The following is a 24928-nucleotide window of genomic DNA, read 5'->3' as shown; positions in this document are numbered from 1 at the left end:
TTTTAAAGTGGGGTATAGATAAAATGCGGCAGCGAACATTGATGATAGCAGTTTTATGTTGTTTTTGCCTAGGCATTGCCCTATTGCTTCCTCTTCAAAAGGTGTTCATCTTTACAGAAACACGTACGGAACAGCCAAAACAGTACTACATACCACTTACAACGGAGAAGAAATTTCAAATTAGATATACGCATTCCATCCATCAAACAGATGTGTTGGAAACTTATCAATATGTAGAGGGTCATCGTTTACAAATGTTAGAGATGGAGTATGAGGACTTAGCAATTGGTATGCCTAGCTATGCAGAAGAAAATCAAACGCTAACTCAACAAGACGGCAAGTATTTTCTACATTTTTATGATAAGGTAATTGATAATTTTACTATTTATATAGGGGATTTAGATTTAGAGCTTGTATTGATTTATCAAGATGTTGAATATAATTTAAAAGAAAATTTACAAAGGGGAAAATCCTATTTATTTCAAATTAAACGATTATCATTCTATGAACAGTGGAAAGGAGTTAGGATGAAATGACAACAAGGGGAAAACCGCAAAAAGAAGAAAAAGTAGAAGAGTTCGAACAAATTTCTGCTGAAGAGCAACAAGCCATACTTGAAAAATATGATATCGAATCAAATGTAAGAAATATATCGGGTGTTATGAAGCATGTTATTTTCTTTGGTCTTTTAGCATTTTCATTATTCCAGCTTTATACAGCTATTTTTGGGCAATTTCCAGCTCAGATTCAACGTACGATCCATTTAGGATTTGGGTTAACGCTGATTTTTCTATTGTTTCCTGCTCGTAAAAAGGCGCCAAAGCATAAAATTGCATGGTTTGATTATTTATTAGCGTTGGTTTCTATTGGGGTAGGCTCGTATTGGACAATGAATTATGCAGAGCTTGTGAATCGCAATGGTTCTATAACACAGCTAGATTTTATTGTCGGGCTAGCGGCGGTTGTATTAGTATTGGAGGCTGCTCGACGTGCTGTCGGATTACCTATTACAATTATTGCAATTGTTTTTTTAGCATATGCATACTATGGGCCATATTTCCCAGCGTTTATGGCACATAGAGGACAGGATTTAGAAAGCATTGTGAACCTCATGTATTTTACAACAGATGGTATATTTGGTACACCAATTAGTGTATCAGCCACATTTATTTTTGTATTTTTACTATTTGGAGCATTTCTTGTGAAAACAGGGGTAGGTCAATATTTTAATGATCTAGCAGTCGCACTAGCTGGTAAATTAATTGGAGGACCTGCAAAGGTAGCTGTATTTTCAAGTGCCCTTCAAGGTACAATTTCAGGGAGCTCTGTCGCCAATGTAGTGACATCAGGCTCTTATACAATTCCCATGATGAAAAAGCTAGGCTATCGTAAGGAATTCGCAGGGGGAGTTGAAGCAGCAGCGTCAACTGGTGGACAGCTTATGCCACCAATTATGGGCGCAGCAGCATTTTTAATGGTCGAGTTTATTGGCCGAGGTATCACATATTGGGATATTGCAAAAGCGGCAGCTATCCCAGCACTTTTATACTTTACAGGTATTTGGATTATGACACACTTTGAAGCGAAACGAGTTGGCTTAAAAGGTTTACGAGATGATCAAATGCCAAATCGAAAAGAAGTTTTTAAGAAGATTTATCTGTTACTACCTATTATTGCTATTATCATATTAATGTTAACAGGTACGCCCGTTATGCATGCAGCACTATACGGAATTGTTATTTCAATTGTCGTAACGATGTTTAATAAGGAAACACGTCTAAAACCTAGAGATGTGATTGATGCATTGGTGGAAGGTGCTCGTACTGCTCTAGGTGTTGTGGCAGCTACAGCTTGTGCTGGCATTATTGTAGGTGTTGTTGTAAAAACAGGTCTTGGCTTAAGTCTAGCTAATAGTTTAGTAGCTTTAGCTGGCGGTAGTATTATTTTGACATTAATTTTTGTCATGATTGCTTCTTTAATTCTTGGTATGGGAGCACCTACTACGGCTAACTATGTAATCACATCAACAATTGCTGCACCAGCAATTGTGGCATTATTATCACCAAATACACCGCAAGAATTAGTACCAGTAGTGGTTCTGCTATCTGCTCATTTCTTTGTGTTCTACTTTGGGATTATTGCGGATATTACACCGCCAGTAGCACTTGCAGCCTTTGCAGCTTCAGGTATTTCAGGTGGTGACCCAATTAAAACAGGTGTTAACTCAGCAAAGCTAGCCATTGCGGCATTTATTATTCCGTATATGATTGTTTTTTCACCAGCCTTATTAATGATTGATACAACAATACCACAAATATTATGGGTAATATTTACGGCGATTACTGGAATGATAGCAATTGGAGCAGGGGTGATTGGTTATTGGTATCGTAAACTATTTTGGGTTGAAAGAATCATTATTATTGCTACAGGATTATTACTTATTTATCCAGAGAAGTTTTCCGATTGGACAGGTTTAGCCATCTTTATTGTGATGTTAGTCATTCAATTTTTATCGCATAAAAAGGGCAATCACCATGATAATACGGATAATAAAACAGGTGTTCCAGTATCTTGAAAAACTAAATTTTTAATGTAAAATCTCCTATAAACAACAGGATAAAATATTATTTCTATGTAATAATGAAATGCTTAAGCAGGAGAAAGAGAGAGCACAGGCAGAAAATTTTAGAATTTTAATGAAATTAATTAGTTCTTTTAGCTTATTTTTTTGTAAAGTAAAATATAAATCTGCTCAATTTAGCAACTAAAATTGAGCGGATTTTTTATGGGTTGAAGGGAAATAAATTTGAACAGTATATAGATTTATTTTTAATCTAATTATGAGATATGTTTGATATAAATAATGCATAATGCGTATAAATCATTGCTTTTTATTAATTTCTTAATGTATAATTATTTTATCAGAAAATTCAATAAATTAGGGAGTGATTATAATGGGAAAATTATTAAACTCAAAATTCGAAACATATTTGATGGATCAGGAGTTTGACTTTCAAGATGAGGAAGAGAAACAGGAGGAGCAAACAGCTAAAGTACATTATGAAGAATATCCAGAGGGGTTTTTTACAAGTTTATAAGATTGACCGAAGAGGCTATGCTAAAAGTGGATAACTTTTAACATAGCCCTTTTATATGGGATGACTAAATGGATGGTTAGAGGCATATCTATTGAATATAGTAAGTTTTTTTGATTAGATAGGTCTAAAGGTAGATATGTGTTTATCAAATTGATTCATGTATAATGAAAAACAAAAATGCGTAGAGAGGTGTAGTGATGTCAACAGTGTTAACAATAGAGGAAACCATCTATCAATGGTTTGATCATTTTCACAAATATCCAGAAGTAAGCTGGAAAGAGTTTGAGACAACGAAGAAGATTGCTTCGATATTGGATGAATTGAATGTAGGATATCGTTTATTTGGTGATGTTCCTGGACTACTTGCTGAAATCGGAACAGGCGATGAGATGGTGGCGGTACGCGCAGATATGGATGCATTGTGGCAAGAGGTGGATGGGGTATGGCAGGCGAATCATTCCTGTGGTCATGATGCGAATATCACAATGGTACTTGGTGCATTATTCCTGCTGAAAGACCAACCATTACAGCATCGTGTACGTTTTATTTTCCAACCCGCCGAAGAGCTGGGGAATGGTGCATGTGCAGCCTATGACCATGGAGCGGTTGAAGGGGTTTCACATTTATTTGGTGTACATTTACGACCAATTGAAGAATTGCCACTTGGTAAGGTTTCGCCAGCAATTCATCATGGTGCAGCCTACTTTTTAGAGGGAACCATTCAAGGGATTGACGCACATGGTGCAAGACCACATCAGGGGAAAAATTCGATTGATGTGATTATGGCTGTCCAACAAATGCTACATAGCATCCATCTATCGCCTTTTGAACCACATTCTGCAAAGCTAACAAAAATTATTGCAGATGGTGGTAGTACCAATATTATTCCTGGTAAGGCTAGTTTTTCAATGGATATTCGGGCGCAACATAATCAGCAACTTGAGTTGCTACGCAGTAAAATTGAAGCTGGTTTAAAATCAATCCAGCAACAATTTGATATTGATATGGGGTGGAAGTGGCTTGACTTTACACCAGGTGCTGAGGTTTCACCGATTGCTGCAAAAATGGCAAAGGATGCAATTATTGAAGCATTAGGTGAGGAGCATCTAGCAGATGAAATAACTACACCAGGCAGTGATGATTTCCATTTCTATACAGTGAAAAAACCAGAGTTAAAAGCGGCAATGATTGGAATAGGGGCAAACTTATCACCAGGATTACATCATCCTAAAATGACCTTTGATCGTAGTGCCCTCATAGATGCTGCAAAAGTGCTTGCATGTGTATTGGAAAAAAAACCAGAATAAAAAATTAAAAAAAGCTATATGAAAAAATGTAACGTTTTTTCATATAGCTTTTTGTATGAACACTTTTAAAAATACATGGATATTCAAGGGTTTACTAGGTTTTCAATTGCTACTTGGAAGCGTTTTATTACGCTAAAATAGTGAAATTTGCTTGAGAAGCATAATTTTTTTGCGTTGACTTTTAATTTTTTGAATATTAAGCTAAAAAACGTAAAAAAATATTTGCGTCTTTATAAATTCGAAATAGGGCTTGGTGCAAAAAGGGGATGAAAAGATGAAAAAAAATATCAATGCAGGTTGGGCACTGTTGACTTTTGCTATTATGATTATTGTAATGCTTATTACTGTAGTTGTTTTAGAGCAAAGTCCTCACGTACCTTTACTTGTCGGTACAACTGTAGCAGCAATTATTGCCAAATTACATGGCTATAAATGGTCAGAAATTGAAGAAATGATGTATAAAGGAATACGTCTTGCTTTACCTGCTATTGTTATTATTATTTTAGTAGGTTTAACAATTGGTGCATGGATCGGTGGCGGCGTTGTAGCAACGATGATTTTTTATGGCTTAAAATTAATTTCTCCAGCGTGGTTCTTAGTAACAATTATGATTTTATGTTCAATCGTATCTTTAGCGATTGGTAGTTCATGGTCAACGATGGCGACAATTGGTGTCGCAGGTATGGGGATTGGCTTAAGTATGGGTATTCCAGCGGCAATGATTGCTGGTGCGGTTATTTCAGGCTCATATTTTGGGGATAAAATGTCACCGTTATCAGATACAACGAATTTAGCGGCAGGCCTAACAGGTACAGATTTATTTGATCATATTAAGCATATGCTTTATACAACAATTCCAGCATTGATTATTTCGCTTGTTGTCTTCGGTATTATGGGTAGAAAATTTGCAGATGTTTCAATGCAGTCAGATGAAATTTTAACAACATTAAAAGTGATGGAGGACAGCTTTGTGATTTCTCCATTATTATTACTTGTACCGGTAGGGGTTATTGTATTAGTTGCTAAAAAAGTACCCGCGATTCCAGCCTTAATTATTGGAATTGTAGCAGGCTTCCTCCTACAAATCTTTGTACAAGGCGGTACAGCTACAAGTGCTGTCCAAGCCTTACAGGAAGGGTTTACAATTTCGACAGGCAATTATATGGTAGACGATTTATTTAACCGTGGTGGCCTAGATTCTATGATGTATACGGTTTCAATGACAATTGTTGCCATGACTTTTGGCGGTATTTTAGAGTATTCAGGCATGTTAAAAGCGCTGATGGATGTCATTGTGAAGTTTGCTAAATCTACAGGTAGTCTTATTGCTTCAACAATTGCAGCATGTGTAACAACAAACGCAACATGTTCTGAGCAATATATTTCAATTGTTGTTCCATCGCGTATGTTTGCAGGTGTCTATCAAAAACGCGGGCTTCATTCCAAAAATCTATCACGTGCCTTAGAAGATGGGGGGACATTAACTTCTGTATTCTTCCCTTGGAATACGTGCGGTGTGTTTATTTTAGCAACTTTAGGTGTAGGTGCGATGGAATATGCACCATACGCTATTCTGAATTTTGTAGTGCCGATTATTTCAATTATTTATGGTTATATTGGATTTGCAATTGTGAAGCTAACACCTGAAGAAATTGCTGCCGCTGAGAAGCGTCAAGAGGAACAAGAAGCTGATCATATGATAACGACAGATTAATAGCTTAGAATTCTCGTAGACATCTGTGTATCTACGAGAATTCTACCTTAATATGTAGCAAAATTTAATTCATAAATGGTACGTGGGCGGCCTTGCTGATGCGTCATTTCTTCACCTACAGCCTTAGCATAGCCTTTATCAACTAATTTTTTAATAATACGTTCAGTAGTGCGTCGCGTAACTTGTAAATATTCAGCAAGATTTTGTGCTGTAAATTGAGCTGATTGTCGTTCACGGCTGAAATTAATAATTTTAGAAATATTTAATGGACTTAGGCTTGTTAGCTTTGCCATTTGCAAAACATAAGGGTCATCCGTTTTTAAAGATAATCTGCCTTCAGAATTTGGAAAAGGCCCTAATAAATTTTTATGTTCATCGAGAACATAAATTTCGTAAGACTTTGTAAATGCTAGGGCATGTTGTGCATGTTGTGTGGCTTCCAAAATGGAATGACCATAGCCAAATGCCAGTTTAAAAGGCTGATTGATTTTCTGAATAAGCTTTTCCAAGTTACCCTTTTCAAGTACTTTTTGTAAATGTCCAGCAGTTGTGTAAAGCTCAAAGGAGTGCGAGGTAATTTGCTTATACGTTGAAAAGGTAGCCTTAGCAATATGATTGATAATTGTCGATTGAACGGACGTATCTTCAGGAATTTCCAATAAGCCAACGACAGCTTTAACGGATTCAGATTTGGTTAATAGAGATTTTGATCTGGTTTCCTCGAGACTTTGGATAATAGCATTCGTTGTATCTAACATGCGCATTGCAGGTATTTGTTGTTGTTGTAATTCGTCGAAAACACTATGAATACTTGTAATAACAAAATCGATGCTTTTGGTATTCCATAAAGCTATATGCTGGCGTAAAATAGTTTCAGTTGGCTCTGTGATGGATATATGCTGAACATAGGGTCCTTCCCCATCATATTCTATTTCAGTTAAAACATTATCAACAAATATCGGGTTCATTACATCAATTGAAATTCGATGGATGGGTATTGCATGTTTAGCTACTAGCGATAATAACGTTGTAGAAATCGCTGTTTCATCCTGCTTAATATAATTCCAAGGTATTGGTAGTTCCGAAAGCAATGATTGGGCATGTAAATAAGGCAATGTCCCGCCAAGTAAAAGAGCATCACAAGGTTTAATTTGTTTTAATAGGGCAGGTGCTTCAGCAGGGTGATTGTACAAATAAAATTCTAATTGAATATTGGTTATAGTTTGTGCGATACTAATAATACGTTGCATAAAGGCTTTAGAACAAATAATCGCTATTTTCGTAGACATGGGCATCGTTCCTTTTCTATTTTTTTTAGTAATTAGCGACATATTAACGACCAATAAAGTAATAAGGGGATGAATAATTATGAAAATCCAACAAATAGATATTTTTGCTATCCATTTACCACTAATTGAACCATTTATTATTAGTTATGCTACATATGATACAATGCCTTCCATTATTTTAAAAGTAACAACTGATACAGGTATTGTTGGATATGGAGAAGCCGTTCCAGATGAGCATGTCACAGGTGAAACATGGGAAAGTACCTATGAGGTATTAAAAAATCATCTAGCGCCTGTTGTTATTGGAGAAAGCCCAATGGCATTTGAAAAGCTACATGATAAAATGAATAAAATTGTCAAGGATGTACCAGCCGCAAAGGCAGCTATTGATATTGCTTGCTTCGATATTGCAGGGAAGGCATTAGGCGTGCCTGTATACCAGCTATTAGGTGGACGCTATCATGAGAAATTCCCAATTACACATGTCTTAAGTATTGGAACACCTGAAGCTATGGCAGAGGAGGCGGCTAAGCGTGTAGAAATGGGCTACCGTTCATTTAAAATGAAGGTAGGAACAGAGGTAACGCGTGATGTTGCTCGTATTAAAGCAGTACGTGAGCGCGTGGGAGAGGATATTGCGATTCGAGTTGATGTCAATCAAGGATGGGGCAATGCAGCCACTACATTACAGGGCTTACGCGTTATGAAAGACCTGAATATTGATTGGCTAGAGCAACCAGTTAATAGTGAAGATATTGATGGCATGGTTGAGATTAAATCAAAATCGGATGTAACATTGATGATTGATGAGGGGCTGTGTGGTGTACGTGAAATGCGTGAAATTATTGCTAAACGTGCAGCAGATAAAGTAAATATTAAATTAATGAAATGCGGGGGCATTTATCCTGCTATGAAGCTTGCTGTGATGGCTGAAATGGCAGGCATTGAATGTCAGGTTGGCTCCATGGTAGAGTCCTCTGTAGGTTCTGCTGCAGGCTTCCATGTAGCATTTTCAAAAAAGATTATGACGAGTGTTGAATTAACAGGACCACTTAAATTCTCAAAAGATGTGGGCAACCTACATTATGATGTACCATTTATTTGCTTAAATGAACAGCCTGGCTTAGGCGTAGATGTAGATGAAGCTGTCATTCAGGAATTATGTCAATTCTCAGCAGTTGTCACAGCCTAAGGGGGTAGCGTATGGAAAAGCTTTATACAGGGATGCTTGGTGAAACACCATTTTATGTTATACAATTAGCATCGCAGCATTTACAGCAAATTGAGAGGCTACAGATGGAGGTTTATCAGGCATTAGAAGATCAAACGATTTTACAGCCTTTAACGACAGAGGAATTTGATTATATTTTAAATGGCAATGGTATGATGATTGGTGCGTATGTAGGGGGAGAATTAATAGCCTTTCGTGCTTTATTAAATCCTCCGATTGACGATGAGCATCTTGGATACGACTGTGGCATTGCAGAGCATGATTTCCATCGCGTTTTATATCAGGAAATATCCAATGTTTCCCCGAAATATCGCGGTTATGGCTTACAGCAAACATTAGCAGCGGTGGTGATGAGCCATATTGATTTAGAAAAATACGATTATATATGCTCAACCGTGAAGCCCTATAATATTCCAAGCTTAAAGGATAAATTTTCTCAAGGGCTTGTGATTAAAGGCTTAAAAATTAAATATGTCGATAAATTACGTTATATTTTCTATAAGGATTTACGTCAAAAACTGCCTGTTTTTACAGATAAACAAACCGTATCAATGGAAGATACAGCAGCTCAGCAACAGCTCTTAAAGCAAGGCTATCTAGGCACAGCTATGTTTAAAGAAAATAATGATTGGTTTGTTGTGTACGAAAAATAAAGAACCTTATCCTTCACTAAAGCAAAAGGCACTGAATACTATTTTTGAGACAGTATGAAAACACCTTATTATACAGCCAGTTGACGGTATTGAACCGGCGACTGGTTGTTTAATTTCGTTTTAATCCGAATATTGTTATAATAGTAAATGTATTCTTCGACAATATTTATGACACACGCATTTGTTGTGCGATAAATATCATCGAGGTAGAACGTTTCAGACTTTAGCGAGGAGTGAAACGTTTCAATTGGGGAATTATCAGCGGGCGTGCCTTTACGAGACATGCTCATGGTCATTCCTTTTTCTTTGACTGCCTTCTGATATGCATAAGATGTGTAAACAGAACCCTGGTCGCTATGCAGGATACAGCCTTCTGGTAGATCGGGTAATTGATTTAGCGTATCTAAGACAAAGTCGGTATCTTGTGTAAAACCAATTGTAAACGCAATAACCTCGCCATTAAATAGGTCTAAGATACTTGAAAGGTACATCATAGATTGTCCAAAAGGCAAGTAAGTAATATCTGTTACGAGCCTTTCTAGCGGTTTTAATGCCGTAAAATCACGTGCTAATAAGTTAGGAACAATGTGAGCTGGTTGTCCCGTACGTTTACGTTTCTTTACCTTTACACGACATTGCCAGCCGTATTTTTGCATCACACGTTGCACCGTTTTCTCACTAATGTCAGTAAGTAATTCTGTGATTTTTCGATAGCCGTATCTGAATTTGTGTAACTTGCACAAGTCGCCAATTTGTTGGTCTCGAAGATCCTTTTGAGTGAATTTATTTTCATTGACCTTCCAGCGATAATACGACGAACGAGCTACACCTAAATGACGGCAGATTTCACCAATCGGCATCCTTTCTTTTAACTCCTCTACTAGCTCTACTACAACTTTTGGGACCACTTCCTCTCCAACTCTGCGTACTTTTTTAACACTTCAATTTGTTGCTTTAAATAACGATTCTCTGCTTGTAACTTAGCGGTTTCACTTTCATATTCAGGCCCTTTGCCAAATGTATATTGTTTTCCTACTGGCTGTTCAAGACGATGTAATTCGCCGTTCTTGTACCATTTCATCCATGTTTTTAACTGAGAATGGTTACGAATATTTAGCTCCTCTAGTACTTGTTTTACAGGAATGCCTGCTAATCTCATTTCAATTGCTTTCATTTTCACTTCCACTGGGTAACTCACTCTTGTCCCCATAGAAAAACACCTCCACATTGATTTGATAAGGTACAATACCCGTTTTTCAACGAAAGGTGTTTTTATTTGTCTCATTTTTTTAGGTCAGTGCCAAATTGAAGGATAAGGTTCTTATTTTTTCATTGGACAAAAGCCGCAAGCCATTAAACCAGGGATATCCTTGGAAAAGCAGCACGATTTGCGGACAGGCACATTCACTAAATTTGTTGGGCTCTGATTGCCTGTATATTGTGCCCACCAGGATTTATTGGAGAAGCGTGTCCATGTTTTAGGGTTTTCTAAGGCTTCTATATCCTCCATTGCTTGGTCGGCAAAACCGGGATTGGCTAGTAGTACATGATAATGCCAAAGTAAATAGCCAAAAAAGTTTTCCCAAATTGTTAGAGGGGAGATGGATGTGACCTTTCGTAGCTGCTGCACAATCACATGACCATCGTATAGAATTTTTTCAATCACAGCTTGCCGTTCATCTTCATCGACATAACGCCAGTCATTGGGATTTACGAACATGGCAACGGTAAAGCTATTGAACTCTTTTGCGGCATCAAAGCGCAATTCAATTGGCTTGCCCTCCCACACCTCATCATAGGCAGCAAGCATATAAAATTGCATGGCAAAAAACATACCATAACGGCGCGCAAAATGGGAGATAGCTGCGGTCTCTGTTGCTGCATCTGTAATGCCCATCATCAGGTTTAAAAAATCAGGATGGTAAAAGTCCTTATGTATATCAGCCAATGTAAATAAAGTCCGCTTTGGTTCAGTTGTATAAATACTATAAGAGTTTAGTTGCTGCACTTGATCCATTGTTAAAGCTGGCATGGTCATCCTCTTTTCTTTGAACTTCTCTTCCTTAATTATAAAGTAATCATTTTTGCTTCACAAATAGAATGCAATATATTAAAATATATTAAACATATAGGATATATATGAATTAGAGTTATTCCCTTATATGATTAATAAAAAAATTTTTAAGATTATTATTGACAATTTAATTGATAATGATTATCATTATCGTATAAAGATTATTCCTCCTCTACAATACAGTGTAGAGAGGATGAACTTTAGCTACTTTTCTCCAGAAGTTTGCTAGTTCATGATTACGCTCCTAAAACCCCCCTCATTTTTTGGGAACGTGAAAATCTCTTGACGGCTCATCCATTTATAGGATAGAGTCGTCTTTTTTATATGAAAGGTTTAACGATAATCCTAAAAGGCTGAGCGATAAATCAGAAAAGCGGGGTGATCAACATAGTAACTTGCTTAATGAAAATTAAAAACAGCCCATTCGCATGGACTGTTATGAGGAAGTGGATTGTTGAGTCACGCTTTTTTTACCTAATATCATTGTATAGTAGCTATGCAGCAACATCCCGATAATGATAACACCAAGACCTGCAAGTGCAATAGGACTTGGGAAGGCGATGCCGAGTAGTAATACCTCACCAATAATGACAAACAGTATTTCTGTCGATTGTGTGGCTTCCACAGCAGCTAGTTTACCTTGATGGTCTCTTACACGATCTGTTGCAATAAAAAATAAGATGGTTGCAATAACCCCTGAGCTAATTCCAACAAGTAAAGATTGGAACATCTGACTTATTGATGGAAGACCAACTGTTACCATGGCATAAAGAGCCATAATAATCCATGCTGGCATTGAAGCGATTGTCATACCAAGTACACGCTGAAAGGTATCAATACGTCCCCCGCAAATGTCCATCATTTTACGATTCCCAAGAGGGTAGGCAAAGGCAGCGATGATAACGGGTAAAATACCAAGCATTAAACTCCTAAATGAAGCAGATTGTGCCTGAGGTATTTGAATAAGTAAAATACCTACTAATATTACACATGAAATTAGTAGGGAGATTAACGGAATTTTTTGACGTATCTTTTTTCCAGCAATAACGGAAACAAAGAGGGGCGCTAATAATACCCCAGCAACAATTGTAAATTGCCATGTTCCTGATACAAGCCAGCCTGGTCCAAATGCTGCTGCAAATGTTAATGGTGCATAGAATAATACGAAGCCAACAAAGCTCCAAAGTAGCCATGCGATAGGCTGTGCTTTCATTTCCCCGGATAACTGTGAAAAGCCTTTACGATAAAAGACAATAACCAGTAAAAAGGGGAGCATAAAGAAATATCGTAGCGATGCACTCCATAGCCAGCTTCCTCCCTGCATTTCCATTGCGTGATTTAAAATAAATGTAACAGCAAAGAACAGAGAAGCTAAAATGCCTAATGCAATTTCTCTCATAACGATCACCTCAATTGGAGTTGCATCTTACACTCCGTATGTAATTTTGAAAATTCAGTAATTAGTACTGAAAAAATGACGAAGAAAGGAAAAAACCTTTCTTCGTAATAAAATTATAGACTATTTTGCTTGCTGTTCAAAGAGCTGAACAATTTCAATAATTACTTGTGTTGCTTTTTCCATTGTTTCAGCAGACACATATTCAAATTTACCATGCATATTTTCACCACCAGCAAAAATATTTGGTGTTGGTAAGCCCATATATGATAATTGAGAGCCATCTGTACCACCACGAATTGGCAGGGTATTTGGGGTAATAGCCAATTTTTCCATTGCAGCACGTGCAATGTCAACGATTTCTTTCACAGGCTCAATTTTTTCACCCATATTATAGTATTGATCTTCCATTGTAATGCTTAAGGCTTCCTCACCAAACTGTGCTTGGATTTTAGCTGCTGCATCAAGCATTAATTGCTTTTTCTCTTCAAATTTTTGGCGATCATGGTCACGTACGATGTAAGATAGCTCTGTATGCTCGATCGTCCCATTAAAGCTCATTAAATGAATAAATCCTTCATAGCCCTCTGTTTTTTCAGGAACGGCATCAGCAGGCATTTCATTTTGGTAGGCGATCGCCATTGTAATCGCATTAATCATTTTATTTTTCGCAGAGCCAGGATGTACACTTGTGCCTTTAGTGATAACCTGAACACCAGCCGCATTAAAGCTTTCATATTGTAGCTCTCCAAGTGGTCCGCCATCCATTGTATAGGCATAATCTGCTCCAAATGCAGCCACATCAAATTTATGTGGACCACGACCAATTTCCTCATCAGGTGTAAAGGCTACACGAATTTTACCGTGTTTAATAGAAGGGTTTTGGATAAGGTATTCCATTGCTGTCATAATTTCAGCAATACCTGCCTTATCATCTGCACCTAATAGGGTAGTACCGTCTGTGGTAATTAGTGTTTGACCAACATAATTTTTCAGCTCTGGAAAATCAACTGGTGACATCACTAAATTTTCATTTAACTGAATATCGCCGCCATCATAATTATCTACGCGCTGGGGGTTTACATTTGTCCCTGTATAATCTGTCGCTGTATCCACATGCGCTAAGAAGCCAATCGTCGGCACTTTTTTAGCTGTATTTGCCTCTAATGTAGCAAATAAATAGCCATTATCATCTAATGTAATGTCTGTTAAGCCAATTTCAGCAAGCTCATCTTTTAAGACATGTAACAGATCAAATTGCTTTTGTGTGGAAGGTGTAGTTGCGCTTGTGAAATCTGATTGTGTATCAATCTTTGCATAGCGAATTAATCGCTCAATTACTTGTTCTTTCATAAGTGTGGCCTCCTAAAGTGTATGTGTCATTATTGTATCACTTTACTTCGGTTTTCGGAATATTGAAGGGTGCTTAAAGCAATAAGTAACTGAGCGCTATAATAAGTCAGCATAATAATCTCATGAGAAAAAGCTAGTGGCATGACAAATTTGTTAATAGCTAAATAAGAATCAGAAGCAATAAATAGCAGGGCGCCACTAGTGGCCAAGGTAGAACCAGTTTTAATAGATGACCACCCCATTATGAGAATCACCGAAATATAGGCGATCACTGCACTACCAAGTATTGTTTCACCTGTTGTAAAAACGGACCCAGCAATCCATATCGCCATACTAGCTCCATAAAGCAGTAACATAACTTTTCCCCAAGTAGGCACTTGTCGCCTATTAAGAGTGACGAACGCAAAAATATAAAAAATATGCCCAATGAGAAAGCTCGTGAGTCCGACTAAAAACCACTGCAGTGTATAATCGCCAATCATACAAAAAATAAGCCCTACAATAATTAGTCGTCGATAGCTTTGCAGCGCAACTGCCCTTTCATAAATAGCTAATATAATAATCAATAGCATTGGTAACACTTTAAAAATCAGCGTTAAGCTTTCAGCAATAGAAGAATAACCAAAAATATAGTAAAGACTAAATAATACAATGAATGTGATCAAATATTTTTTTATCAAAATAGCTCACTCCTTTCCTTTTGTTATAATGATCGGGGCTGTTCAATACAATTTATATATGAAACTTTTTTTGCATGTAGCCGTAAATAAGTAGACAGAGAGTTAAAGAGAGGGTGAAATAAATGACTAAGCTACTAATAGCTTCGGCTGTCATCGCATTGATTGCGAGTGTGTTAGTCACGCCGCTTATTACCAAGAAACGAGAAGATGGAAAATCCAAAAAGGTAATTGGCTACTTTTTTATCGGTATTTTTGTACTAGGTTTTTTAGGGACAGGTATCACTTTATATATAACAAAAATTGATGTGAACTGGCTTGTTTTTTGGCCTGCGATTATTTTATTAACATTTTTAGGTGCTCTGCTTGCCAGTGGGGTTGAACGAAAAGTAAAAGGTATTTTATTTTTAGCAAGTTTAGGTGTTGCTATATATGTATTATCGGCGCCTTTATGGAATGCTAATGAAAAGTTTGAGTCCTCAGAAATGAAGGAAGAAGTAGAGATCAAACCGTTCGATGAAACGCAGACACCTGCAAGTGTTCCACCGAAATTTGCGCGAAATAAAATGAAAAAGGCATTTGGGCAAGTACCAAACACTAGTTACTATGAGCTAGGGCGTCTTCAAATTCAAAAGGTGAAGGGTGAATATGTCTATATTGCACCCGTTGAATTTTCAGGATTCTTTAAATGGATGAATGGCGATACAACGCCTGGTTACTTTATTATGAGTGCAACAGATTCGGCAGATAATCCTCGGTTTGTGAAGGAGGAAATGAAATATGTTCCTTCTGCATACTTAAATACGAATTTAGAGCGTCATATTCGCTTACAACACCCATTCTTAATTTTTTATGGGGATGTCCAGCTTGAGGTGGATGATGAAGGAAAGCCATATTATATTCGCTCATATGGAGAATTTATCTCAGCGCGTAATGGCTTTGATGTAAAGGGCATTGTCTTGGTTGACGCATTGACAGGGAAATCTGAAGTGATCAAACTAGACGAGATACCAGAATTTATTGATGGTGCTGTATCACCAGAGACGGTTAGCTTACAAAATAGTTATTTTGGTAATTATATTCATGGATTTTGGAATAGCATGTTTGGGAAAAAGGATGTAAAGATTCCTTCTGATGAAGGAACAGAATCAAATGTTAGCCCAATTTTCGATGAGAAGGGCGATATGTATTACTTTACAGACTTTACAAGTCCAAAAGAGGGCGTAGACTCAATGCTGGGCTATTCCTTAACAAATGCACGAACAGGGGATGCAATGTACTATACAGGAAACCAGGATTCAAGCTATATGGATTCACAAGGTAATTTACAAATTATTGAAAAGAAATTTATTGAGAAAAAGTGGACTGGTGAAATGCCAGTGCTATATAACTTCTACGGGGAAGCCAGCTGGTTAACAGCAGTATTGGATTCTAATGGCTTTTTACAAAATTATTTTATTGTATCAGCAGCAAATCCTGAAATTTCTGTTTATGCGACAACACCTAAAGAGGCACTTAAATTATATAAAACAGCCTTAAGCCGTGGTGGAAATACTGTGGATGGTAGTTCAAATGCAGAGGAAAAGCAAGTCAGTGGAAAAGTATTACGTGTATATAAGGAACGTTTAGGTGATTTTACAACTGTATCGTTCTTATTAGAGAATGGTGAAAGCTATTTAGTGAGTGCTGAAACAGAACCTTTAGCTATTTACTTACAGGAGGGGGACGAAGTCATTGTCACATATGGCGATACAGGTGAGCAGTTCCTACCAGTGCGCTCGCTAATCATTAAAGGATTACAATAAAAGAAAATAACTAAAGGCGATCTTCGTATAGTGGGAAGGTCGTCTTTTGTTATTCGGCATGCTGTTCAATATAAGAAAGCATTTTTTCTCGATGGTTTGTAAAGAGGGTTTTTGCATGATCATTTAATGTATAGATTTCTTGCAAATAGCCTTGTAGCAATTTGTTTTCATATTCAAAAGACGTTTTGTTTTCTGTCTCTAATATATAATCTAGCAAAAGTGCATGTAGGACAACTACCTCTAAGTTTTGCGTATTGGTAATAAATTTTAAATGAAGAATAGTTGTATGTGACACAAATTGATTAACATAGTCAATGGCATGTTGATACTGTGTGAAGTCAATATACGGGTCAAGTCGCTTTCGTAGTTGTGTACAATTATTATTCATTTCTTCCATTTTTAAAAATAAACCTCTTACACTTCTCTTATGTTGGTGTTCTAAGATACGGGCAAGATGTTTATTAACAAAAGACATTTTTCTATAACTCCTTTCGGGAATAGGACTATTATTTATAAATATGAATGGAATTGCTGGAAAAAGAAAGAGCCATTTTCATTAATTTGGGGTTGAATATATGCGGTATAGTAAGAGGAAAATACTAGTTATAGTAAGCAAGGGGAATAAAATGGGGCTGTTATCAGACGATAGTAACCCCATTACATATAATTATATCCAATTATATCCTTTGTTAGCTAAAAATTCTTTGATATGAGGTCGACGTTGTTCAATTAAAAAATCAGCCATCTGTTTTGTCCAATTATCAATTTTTCTATTCGATGATCGGCTATTATAATAGGCTTCCATTGTTTCATTGTATGCTGGTAAAAGCGTCTCATACTTTTCAATGTTATAGTCGTTTTCATGTAAGATAGCAGATACAGGCAGGCGGGGTTTTACTTCATTGCGGCGAGCAGGCACACCGATTGTCAACCCAAATAATGGGAAAACATACTCAGGCAGATTGAATAACTCACTTATTTCCGCAGGGTTGTTACGTACACCACCAATATAGCAAATACCATAGCCCATTGATTCTGCTGCAATGACAAAGTTTTGTGCAAATAATGAAACATCCGCTACACCCACAAGGACATTTTCAGCTGAATCAGCTACGATATCTACACCCTCTAATTTACCAGCCATTTGAAGACGCTTAAAATCAACACAAAAGACAAAGGCACCTCCAGAGGTTTCATATTGACGTGGGTTGTCAGAGAGTAAACCTAATTTTTCCTTTTTCTCTTCATCGGTTACCCATATCACACTATAAGCTTGTACAAAATGTGATGTTGCGGTCATTTGTGCAGTTGCAATCAAATCCTCGATGATTTCTTTTGAAATTGGTTGGCCATCATAAATGCGTACTGAGGAATGGTTGCGTAATAATTCTTTTACCATTTACATGCACTCCTTTGTTTTTTCTATACCAAAAGCATAGCACGCTTTATGGTCAAAATCGAATGAAGAAAGTTATGAAGTAATATAGAGAACATTTGAAAATGTAGAAATTATCTCGTAAAGTAGTGTATTTCATCTATTATAGATAGAATGTTCTAAAATTTTAGAAGTGGCCGTTTATTCAATTGTATGTCTGAAATTTGGATAGTGTAGAAAGTTACTAGGCTAATTGAACAAAATAAAGTGGCAGGGAAGAATAAGGGATGAACGGATTCGCACGTGCTGACGATGTGAAAATCGTTTGTAAAGAAAGCGAAAAAGGAAAACTTGCAGGTAGATGTATACACAACATGTGTATCTCTCTGATTATCGTGAGCAGGTAGGGTATTTAATAATGACATACTGCTTATGATTTGGAAAAATGCTTTCATACCATATCAACTATGCTAAAAATGGCACAATGAAGGATTCTGCATTTGCAAAAGCCTTGAAGGAGCGACTATTATCGCTCTTCCAAGGCTTTTTATAGTGAAAATCTATAGTAGTCCAACCCATTTCCAATAAGTTGCAGAGAAGAGCAAAATCAAAATAAAGCCTACAATGGTTAATGGAATACCAGATTTCAAGAAGTCTTTTGTGGTAAATGCACCCGTACCATAGGCAAGCATATTTTGCGGTGCGCTGATTGGCAGTAGGAAGCCAAAGCTAATAACAAATTGCTGTACAATGACGAAACCAACTTGGTCAACATTCGCTGTTAATGTGGATGCTAAAACGATAAATACTGGTATAAGCGCGGATGCTAAGCTTGTTGCACTTGCAAAGCCTAAATGAATCAAAATATTAAAAAGTGTAACAAGTGCAATCGTGGCTAAAATTGGCATAGAGTCTAAACCAAGTGAGCCAAATACTTTATCGGATAACCATGATGCACCTTCTGTATTTAACAAAACTGTTCCTAGCATAATACCTACTGCAAAGACAATAATTGTACCCCAAGGAATATGCGGTTCCACTTCTTTCCATGTATATACACCGATTTTCGGCAATAGTAAAATAGCGATAGCAATAATTGTGACGGTTGTTGTATCAAATGGATGAAGTCTACCTTCAGTTGCCCAGAAGAACAGTAAGATAACAGATGTAATAATTAAACGTATTTCAGGACCTTTTAATGGGCCAAGTTCTTCTAATTGTTTTTTGATAACCTCTTTACCACCCTCAATATTGCTTGTTTCAGGTTTGATAAGCATAATCATTACAAAAAATAGTACGACCGACATAATAATGGAAAATGGAGCAGCGTAGAGCAGCCATGCTCCCCAAGAAACATTCACATTAAATTGTTCTTGGATAAAGTTTAGTGCCACCATATTTTGAGCTGCTGCTGTTTTTATACCAATATTCCAAATAGAAACAGCTTGTACGGAAGTAATAACAAGTAGAGCAGCGAGTCGACTATCACGCGGTAAACCAAATGCTGCGACCATGCCGAGTAAAATTGGAACAACGGCACCAGCACGTGCTGTAGCAGAAGGGACAAAGAATGCAAGGGCGATTGATACTAGAATTGCTCCAAATACAATAGCTTTCGTTTTTGTTCCTACAAGGGAAAGAATCCAGAGAGCAAGTCGTTTATGCAAATTGGTAAGCTGCATGGCTGCTGCTAAAAAAAGAGCTGCTGCTACTAGAGCGACTGCGGAATTACTAAAGCCACTTAAGGCAAGCTTTAGAGCGCCTGCTGTACCTAATTGTGTTGTAGGGTCATCAATTGTTGGCGCAAGTCCAAGCAAAACAGTAACAAGTGCAATAATCATCGCTGAGCTAACAGGGTATGATACAGCTTCTGTTACCCAAAGAATAACTGCGAAGGCTAGGATGGCTAAAGAGCGTTGTCCTGCGAGAGGTAAATCACCGTCATTTGGTAAAAACGTAATAATAATTAGTAAGGCAAAGGCTAGTGCAATCCAGAGGGGCTTTAAATTACGTTTTGTAGCTTCTTGTTTCGGTGCTGACATATTTTCTCATCCTTTCTACACTATTATTCATAACATCGGTTAGTAAAATACTTTATTAAGATAGGAAATTGTCTATTTTATTGTAGAGTAATCAAGATGTAAAGTAGTTACTTTTTAGAGCATTAAGAGGATGATAAAAAGAAAATATATGGTCATACAAAAGACAAAATAACTATGCAATTCATGTCAGCCTATATATTTGTTATGTTACAGACTGCATAGAGGGAAATATTATAATTCTGATAAATATTTTTGTACAAAAATGTAGAGTATGTTTGTACGATTATGTATCTTATAGTTATTAAAAATAGGAGGATGGAATTTCCAATACCTCCATTGTTAATATTGTACCCGTTTCAAGTAAATCCAATCATAATGGTTTGTTAAATTTCTGTATACTATTTCTTTTTCTTAAATGCTGAGATGACTTTAGGCTCTGTTCCTTTTGCTAATCGCTTTATATTTTCAATATGTAAAATAATAGCGAGGGTAAAAAGACAGAGTGCGATAATAGTAGGACCGATTCCAGGAATCCATAAATAGGTTGCTGTGCAAAAGACAAGATAAAACTCAAGTACCCCGACAATTAAATAGTTTGTTGCAAATGATAAAGTAACAAATAATATAAGTGCAAATAAACCAATTTTCCAGTCAACAGCAAGTAAAATACCGATAATAGAAGCAGTGCCTTTGCCACCATTAAAGCCCATGTAAAATGGGAAGTTATGACCTAAAATAACACCTGCCGCAATAATATATGTGAGAAGCCATCTTTGCTCCTCTGTTAAATATGTGATATCCCCCAAATATAGGTGTGCGCCAATAATGGCGATAACGCCTTTGCCAATATCAATAAGAGCGACTAAAACACCATATTTCCAGCCAAGAGAAAGTGTAGCATTAGAGGCACCAGCATTACCATGACCAGCTTTTTTTAAGTCAACGCCCGATAAAAGCTGTGCCACCTTAGAGCCATGAATACAGCCAATGAAATAGCCGACAATAAGAATTATAATCACGGCTTTTACCATACTAAATACTCCCTTCAAATTTATTTCTAAAATAGTGTATGTGTTCATATTACGAAAAAAAGCAGACTGAAGTTTCGGAAAAAATAAAATTTATAGGTTGACAGAAAAAAACTCTATGTTTATACTGTGTAACAACGATGGAAATTGAATCACATACTCTTATCGAGAGAGGCGGAGGGACAGGCCCTATGATGCCCAGCAACCAGTAAGTGTTAAGCTTACTAAGGTGCTAATTCCTGCAGATTCTTACTTGGATCTGGCAGATAAGGGGAGGAAAACTTGCACCTGCAACCCTCTTCTTAGCTGAAGAGGGTTTTTGTTTTCTACAGAAAAATCCTCCTCATCTCCGGTACCATCGTAAAAAAATAACCATTTGGAGGTCCACAATGACAGATTTTAAACCAGAAACATTATTGTTACATGGTGGGCAAGAGCCCGACCCTGTGACAGGTACTCGTACCGTTCCCATTTATCGTTCAACGGCTTTTGTTTTTAAAGACACTGCTCATGCGCAACGTCTTTTTGCCTTAGAGGAAGCAGGGAATATTTACACACGTATTACAAACCCTACTGTCGATGTTTTTGAAAAGCGTGTAGCTTTATTGGAGGGTGGAACAGCAGCGGTAGCACTTTCATCTGGTGCAGCAGCGATTGCCTTCTCCATTTTAAATCTAGCAGGAGCTGGCGATGAAATAGTAGCAGCTAGTTCTTTATATGGTGGTACTTATAATTTATTCGCAAATACATTACCAAACTACGGTATTAAAACAATTTTTGTAGATGAAACAAATCCAGAAAATTTCAATGCAGCAATTACTGATAAAACGAAGGCTGTTTTTGCTGAAGTCTATGGTAATCCAAGCTTAAAGGTTTTAGATATTGAAGCAGTTGCTAAAGTTGCTCATGACAACAACTTGCCATTAATTATCGATAGCACATTTGCATCCCCTTATGGCTCTACACCAATAGACTTTGGGGCAGATATCGTTGTCCACTCAGCAACAAAATGGATTGGTGGCCATGGTACCACTTTAGGTGGTGTGGTGGTAGACGCTGGTAAATTTGACTGGACGAGTGGAAGATTCCCAGGCTTTACGGAGCCAGATGCTTCTTATCATGGACTACGTTATGGCATTGACACAGCATCTGCTGCTTTTGCTACAAAGCTACGTGTCCAGTTATTACGCGACTTTGGTCCAACATTGAGTCCTGACGCTGCTTTTAATTTCCTACAAGGTTTAGAAACGCTTCATTTGCGTATTCCTAAACATAATGAAAATGCATTAGCAGTGGCTGAATATTTACGAAACCACCCATCTGTGGAGTATGTAAATTACAATGGTCTGGAGGATTTTCCTACGCATGATCTGGCAAAAAAATATTTAAGAAATGGCTTTGGCTCCGTGCTGACATTTGGCATTAAAGGTGGACGTGAAGCTGGACGAAAGCTTATCGATAGTGTCAAGCTATTCTCACATGTAGCCAATGTAGGGGATGCCAAATCATTAATTATCCATCCTGCATCAACTACACATCAGCAACTATCAGCAGAGGAATTGATCCAAGCTGGCGTATCCGAATCGCTCATTCGCTTATCTATCGGATTAGAGGCAGTGGAAGATATTATTGCTGATATAGAACAAGCAATTACACAAGCAACAGCAGCTGAGCAAACAATAGAAGCTTAAGCTAGGGAAGATAAAGGGCAATGTTGTAGCGTTTACGTATTTTCTCATTTGAAGTGCCTCATTTGGTAATGCGTAAAACGTTGCTACATCAGCTATTTACCTCATTCGGTAAATTATCAGAACTTTTTTAAAAATAATACCTAGTAAATTTATTTGAATTATTGACTTATTTAAAACCATGCTGTATACTAGGAAATAAGTTAAAGGAACGAACGGAAGTGCTCCCCACTTTTGAATAGATAAAGGAAGAGGAGTAGTTGCTAGCTAGTAGCTGCTCCTTCCTAAAAGCTGATGATAAAGGAGTGTTTTTAAATGGGTAATACTTATAGTGCACAAAACATCGCATCTTATTTTATTTATGAACTAAACGAAGGTCATGTATTTGTTAATAATAAGGCCATTCAACACTTACTGGCATCAGTTGAAAAACAATGGCAGCAAGCTTTTGGCCACACAGCATTTCATGAACAAACTTATGCGCAAGAGGAAGGCTATATTGTCAAGGAAGTTTTTGAAGCTTATCAAGTTTATGGTGTAAGCCATATTTCACTTCCTGCAACAGAGTATTTCTTAAAGTATGGTGCATTCCAATTAGTAGAGCGTACATATGCTGTACCTAATTTTACCGAAGAAGAAAAAGATCTTGTTCAGCAAGTTTTAACACAATATCGTTATCAATTACTATCAAAAGCAGGCTAAAACAAATCCCCTATATATTGAAGCTCATTCTCTACTGCTACAGGGAATGGGTTTTTTCTTTATATGTATTTCGAACAACATATTTGAGAATACAAACATATATATAATAGAAGAAAGTTGTAGTTTATTTGTTGTAAACAAATCGTCAATATTTGTTCAAATGTTATGGAGACACTTGAAAGCGTATCATAAAGGGATTGGAAACGATTTCTTTTGCACGTCTAGGGGAAACAAATGTACATCCTAGAAAGATTTTTCTTGTGTGAACTATCTATTTGCGTTACAATTTTCTTTAAGTTAAATTTTGAATTATTTGAATTTGTATGGGGTCTAAAATAATAGAGCTTGTACCAAAATAAATAATAATGAGAAGTTTGTGGTGGGTATGAGTACCAGCACAAAATTATATAAAACTGCGGAATGTAAGTTGGAGGGAATAACAGGAATGGCAACTATAAAGGCAGCGATTTTAGGATTTGGAACGGTAGGTCAGGGTATCTACCATATATTAAATGAAAAGCGAGAAGAGCTTAAAAATAAATTAGGTATTGAATTAGAAGTAGCGAAGATTTTAGTCACAGATGCAAGCCGTGAACGTGTACCAGGAACGGCACATTTAATGACAACGAGTATGGATGATGTCTTAGCGGAGCCAGGCATGCAGGTTGTGTTTGAAGCAATTGTCAATGAAGAACCTGCCTATAGCTATTTAAAGCGTGCGGTTGAGCATAAATGCCATGTAATTACGGCTAATAAAGTAATGTTCGCCAAACGAGGCTTAGAATTGCAGGCTCTTGCAAAGGTAAATGGTGTGTTTGTAGGCTATGAGGCTACTACTGCAGGTGGTGTGCCTGTTATTAAAACAATGAAAAATATTTTACTTGTTAATGATGTAAGCCGTATACAAGGAATTTTAAATGGTACAAGTAACTATATTTTAACTAAGATGCGTGCAGAGGGCTGTACATTCGAAGAAGCATTAAAAGAGGCACAGAGCTTAGGCTATGCAGAGGCAGATCCATATAATGATATTTCTGGTCAAGATGCTTTTAAGAAGCTTATGATTCTAAGTGCATTGGCTTTTGATGAGCAGCCTGATTGGGCAGATGTTGAAGTAATTGGTATTGATAGTATTTCGCCAGCACAAGTCCAAGAAGCGAATGATAAAGGTTTACGTTATCGCCATGTGGCCGAGGTTGAAAGGCTCGACAATGGTAACATTGTAGCCAAAGTTGGCCCGCAATTAGTCGATAAGGAACATCCACTTTATCCAGTGGATGATGTTAATAATGCGGTTGCCTTAGAGACAAATTATATTGGTACACTTACATTAATCGGTCCTGGTGCTGGCATGTACCCAACTGCTAGTGTGATGGTAGAAGATTATGCTGAAATCATCGGTAAAAGAGCAGGGTTTGTTGTAACAATTTAAAATAAAGTGAAGAATGTCACGGGAAAGCGTTAATAAAATAATACAAAGTCTGCCATTCAACAAT

General features: G+C 37.1%; 21 protein-coding genes and 1 riboswitch. Of the genes, 11 read left to right on the top strand and 10 right to left on the bottom strand.

What is annotated here, in order from left to right; all coding sequences use genetic code 11:
• Positions 1-23 precede the first annotated feature (23 nt).
• From ADM90_RS01520 to nhaC, 5 genes are all read left to right on the top strand, one after another.
• On the top strand, positions 24-536 hold the full coding sequence (locus ADM90_RS01520) for a DUF1850 domain-containing protein (protein WP_053993312.1): 513 nt from the start codon (positions 24-26) through the stop codon (positions 534-536).
• On the top strand, positions 533-2575 hold the full coding sequence (locus ADM90_RS01515) for a TRAP transporter permease (RefSeq protein WP_053993311.1): 2043 nt from the start codon (positions 533-535) through the stop codon (positions 2573-2575). Before ADM90_RS01520 ends, ADM90_RS01515 begins: the two co-directional genes overlap by 4 nt.
• Positions 2576-2954: 379 nt before the next feature.
• Positions 2955-3098, top strand: a complete 144-nt coding sequence (locus ADM90_RS24650; protein WP_162838593.1) for a hypothetical protein — start codon at positions 2955-2957, stop codon at positions 3096-3098.
• Positions 3099-3295: 197 nt separating this feature from the next.
• Positions 3296-4405, top strand: a complete 1110-nt coding sequence (locus ADM90_RS01510; protein ID WP_053993310.1) for an amidohydrolase — start codon at positions 3296-3298, stop codon at positions 4403-4405.
• Positions 4406-4679: 274 nt separating this feature from the next.
• On the top strand, positions 4680-6119 hold the full coding sequence (gene nhaC / locus ADM90_RS01505) for a Na+/H+ antiporter NhaC (RefSeq protein WP_053993309.1): 1440 nt from the start codon (positions 4680-4682) through the stop codon (positions 6117-6119).
• A 47-nt stretch (positions 6120-6166) separates the two neighbouring features.
• Here nhaC and ADM90_RS01500 read toward each other — a convergent pair whose 3' ends face one another.
• Positions 6167-7408, bottom strand: coding sequence for an HTH domain-containing protein (locus ADM90_RS01500; RefSeq protein WP_053993308.1), 1242 nt, complete (start codon positions 7406-7408; stop codon positions 6167-6169).
• Between the two features lie 79 nt (positions 7409-7487).
• Between ADM90_RS01500 and ADM90_RS01495 the strand changes: the two genes are divergently transcribed.
• Entirely contained in the window at positions 7488-8600 is a 1113-nt protein-coding gene (locus tag ADM90_RS01495) for a mandelate racemase/muconate lactonizing enzyme family protein (protein ID WP_053993307.1), read from the top strand.
• 11 nt (positions 8601-8611) lie between these two features.
• The gene (locus ADM90_RS01490; protein ID WP_053993306.1) at positions 8612-9292 is read left to right on the top strand and encodes a hypothetical protein; all 681 of its coding nucleotides are present in this window, start codon (positions 8612-8614) and stop codon (positions 9290-9292) included.
• A 68-nt stretch (positions 9293-9360) separates the two neighbouring features.
• Here ADM90_RS01490 and ADM90_RS01485 read toward each other — a convergent pair.
• The 5 genes from ADM90_RS01485 to ADM90_RS01460 all read right to left on the bottom strand — a co-directional run bounded on the left by ADM90_RS01485 (position 9361) and on the right by ADM90_RS01460 (position 14795).
• A protein-coding gene (locus tag ADM90_RS01485) for an IS3 family transposase (protein ID WP_152927953.1) occupies positions 9361-10502 on the bottom strand; the annotation gives its coding sequence in 2 pieces (ribosomal slippage) (positions 9361-10229 and positions 10229-10502; 1143 coding nt in all).
• A 111-nt stretch (positions 10503-10613) separates the two neighbouring features.
• The gene (locus ADM90_RS01475; RefSeq protein ID WP_053993305.1) at positions 10614-11324 is read right to left on the bottom strand and encodes a hypothetical protein; all 711 of its coding nucleotides are present in this window, start codon (positions 11322-11324) and stop codon (positions 10614-10616) included.
• A gap of 478 nt (positions 11325-11802) precedes the next feature.
• Positions 11803-12765, bottom strand: a complete 963-nt coding sequence (locus ADM90_RS01470; RefSeq protein ID WP_053993304.1) for a DMT family transporter — start codon at positions 12763-12765, stop codon at positions 11803-11805.
• A 120-nt stretch (positions 12766-12885) separates the two neighbouring features.
• A complete protein-coding gene (gene pepT / locus ADM90_RS01465) occupies positions 12886-14115 on the bottom strand; it encodes a peptidase T (RefSeq protein WP_053993303.1) in 1230 nt (409 codons plus the stop codon).
• A gap of 29 nt (positions 14116-14144) precedes the next feature.
• Positions 14145-14795: a lysoplasmalogenase gene (locus ADM90_RS01460; RefSeq protein ID WP_053993302.1), complete on the bottom strand. Its 651-nt coding sequence runs from the start codon at positions 14793-14795 to the stop codon at positions 14145-14147.
• 122 nt (positions 14796-14917) lie between these two features.
• On the opposite strand from ADM90_RS01460, the gene ADM90_RS01455 reads away from it, so the two are divergent.
• Complete coding sequence (locus tag ADM90_RS01455) at positions 14918-16597, top strand: tripartite tricarboxylate transporter TctB family protein (protein ID WP_053993301.1); 1680 nt, start codon at positions 14918-14920, stop codon at positions 16595-16597.
• 49 nt (positions 16598-16646) lie between these two features.
• Here the strand turns inward: ADM90_RS01455 and ADM90_RS01450 are convergent, their stop codons facing one another.
• From ADM90_RS01450 to ADM90_RS01435, 4 genes are all read right to left on the bottom strand, one after another.
• On the bottom strand, positions 16647-17072 hold the full coding sequence (locus ADM90_RS01450) for a hypothetical protein (RefSeq protein ID WP_053993300.1): 426 nt from the start codon (positions 17070-17072) through the stop codon (positions 16647-16649).
• Between the two features lie 192 nt (positions 17073-17264).
• Positions 17265-17996 (bottom strand): class II chromate reductase ChrR, encoded by a 732-nt coding sequence (gene chrR / locus ADM90_RS01445; RefSeq protein WP_053993299.1) that lies wholly within the window; start codon positions 17994-17996, stop codon positions 17265-17267.
• A 536-nt stretch (positions 17997-18532) separates the two neighbouring features.
• The gene (locus ADM90_RS01440; protein WP_053993298.1) at positions 18533-20014 is read right to left on the bottom strand and encodes a DASS family sodium-coupled anion symporter; all 1482 of its coding nucleotides are present in this window, start codon (positions 20012-20014) and stop codon (positions 18533-18535) included.
• A 398-nt stretch (positions 20015-20412) separates the two neighbouring features.
• Complete coding sequence (locus tag ADM90_RS01435; protein ID WP_053993297.1) at positions 20413-21045, bottom strand: glycerol-3-phosphate acyltransferase; 633 nt, start codon at positions 21043-21045, stop codon at positions 20413-20415.
• A 156-nt stretch (positions 21046-21201) separates the two neighbouring features.
• A riboswitch (SAM riboswitch) is annotated at positions 21202-21315 on the top strand.
• Positions 21316-21431: 116 nt separating this feature from the next.
• Here ADM90_RS01435 and ADM90_RS01430 point away from each other — a divergent pair.
• From ADM90_RS01430 to ADM90_RS01420, 3 genes are all read left to right on the top strand, one after another.
• Positions 21432-22733: an O-acetylhomoserine aminocarboxypropyltransferase/cysteine synthase family protein gene (locus ADM90_RS01430; protein ID WP_053993296.1), complete on the top strand. Its 1302-nt coding sequence runs from the start codon at positions 21432-21434 to the stop codon at positions 22731-22733.
• 312 nt (positions 22734-23045) lie between these two features.
• Positions 23046-23432, top strand: a complete 387-nt coding sequence (locus tag ADM90_RS01425) for a hypothetical protein (protein ID WP_053993295.1) — start codon at positions 23046-23048, stop codon at positions 23430-23432.
• Between the two features lie 445 nt (positions 23433-23877).
• Positions 23878-24864, top strand: coding sequence for a homoserine dehydrogenase (locus tag ADM90_RS01420; RefSeq protein ID WP_053993294.1), 987 nt, complete (start codon positions 23878-23880; stop codon positions 24862-24864).
• Positions 24865-24928 lie beyond the last annotated feature (64 nt).

Source organism: Lysinibacillus macroides, from assembly GCF_001281525.1.
Lineage (GTDB): Bacteria > Bacillota > Bacilli > Bacillales_A > Planococcaceae > Lysinibacillus > Lysinibacillus macroides.
This window is presented reverse-complemented; position numbering and strand designations above follow the sequence as displayed.

What these genes read in the sequence shown, in the direction of transcription:
- ADM90_RS01520 (WP_053993312.1), top strand. Translation starts at nt 24, where the DNA reads ATGCGGCAGCGAACATTGATGATAGCAGTTTTATGTTGTTTTTGCCTA.
- ADM90_RS01515 (WP_053993311.1), top strand. Translation starts at nt 533, where the DNA reads ATGACAACAAGGGGAAAACCGCAAAAAGAAGAAAAAGTAGAAGAGTTC.
- ADM90_RS24650 (WP_162838593.1), top strand. Translation starts at nt 2,955, where the DNA reads ATGGGAAAATTATTAAACTCAAAATTCGAAACATATTTGATGGATCAG.
- ADM90_RS01510 (WP_053993310.1), top strand. Translation starts at nt 3,296, where the DNA reads ATGTCAACAGTGTTAACAATAGAGGAAACCATCTATCAATGGTTTGAT.
- nhaC (WP_053993309.1), top strand. Translation starts at nt 4,680, where the DNA reads ATGAAAAAAAATATCAATGCAGGTTGGGCACTGTTGACTTTTGCTATT.
- ADM90_RS01500 (WP_053993308.1), bottom strand. Translation starts at nt 7,408, where the DNA reads ATGTCTACGAAAATAGCGATTATTTGTTCTAAAGCCTTTATGCAACGT.
- ADM90_RS01495 (WP_053993307.1), top strand. Translation starts at nt 7,488, where the DNA reads ATGAAAATCCAACAAATAGATATTTTTGCTATCCATTTACCACTAATT.
- ADM90_RS01490 (WP_053993306.1), top strand. Translation starts at nt 8,612, where the DNA reads ATGGAAAAGCTTTATACAGGGATGCTTGGTGAAACACCATTTTATGTT.
- ADM90_RS01475 (WP_053993305.1), bottom strand. Translation starts at nt 11,324, where the DNA reads ATGCCAGCTTTAACAATGGATCAAGTGCAGCAACTAAACTCTTATAGT.
- ADM90_RS01470 (WP_053993304.1), bottom strand. Translation starts at nt 12,765, where the DNA reads ATGAGAGAAATTGCATTAGGCATTTTAGCTTCTCTGTTCTTTGCTGTT.
- pepT (WP_053993303.1), bottom strand. Translation starts at nt 14,115, where the DNA reads ATGAAAGAACAAGTAATTGAGCGATTAATTCGCTATGCAAAGATTGAT.
- ADM90_RS01455 (WP_053993301.1), top strand. Translation starts at nt 14,918, where the DNA reads ATGACTAAGCTACTAATAGCTTCGGCTGTCATCGCATTGATTGCGAGT.
- ADM90_RS01450 (WP_053993300.1), bottom strand. Translation starts at nt 17,072, where the DNA reads ATGTCTTTTGTTAATAAACATCTTGCCCGTATCTTAGAACACCAACAT.
- chrR (WP_053993299.1), bottom strand. Translation starts at nt 17,996, where the DNA reads ATGGTAAAAGAATTATTACGCAACCATTCCTCAGTACGCATTTATGAT.
- ADM90_RS01440 (WP_053993298.1), bottom strand. Translation starts at nt 20,014, where the DNA reads ATGTCAGCACCGAAACAAGAAGCTACAAAACGTAATTTAAAGCCCCTC.
- ADM90_RS01435 (WP_053993297.1), bottom strand. Translation starts at nt 21,045, where the DNA reads ATGGTAAAAGCCGTGATTATAATTCTTATTGTCGGCTATTTCATTGGC.
- ADM90_RS01430 (WP_053993296.1), top strand. Translation starts at nt 21,432, where the DNA reads ATGACAGATTTTAAACCAGAAACATTATTGTTACATGGTGGGCAAGAG.
- ADM90_RS01425 (WP_053993295.1), top strand. Translation starts at nt 23,046, where the DNA reads ATGGGTAATACTTATAGTGCACAAAACATCGCATCTTATTTTATTTAT.
- ADM90_RS01420 (WP_053993294.1), top strand. Translation starts at nt 23,878, where the DNA reads ATGGCAACTATAAAGGCAGCGATTTTAGGATTTGGAACGGTAGGTCAG.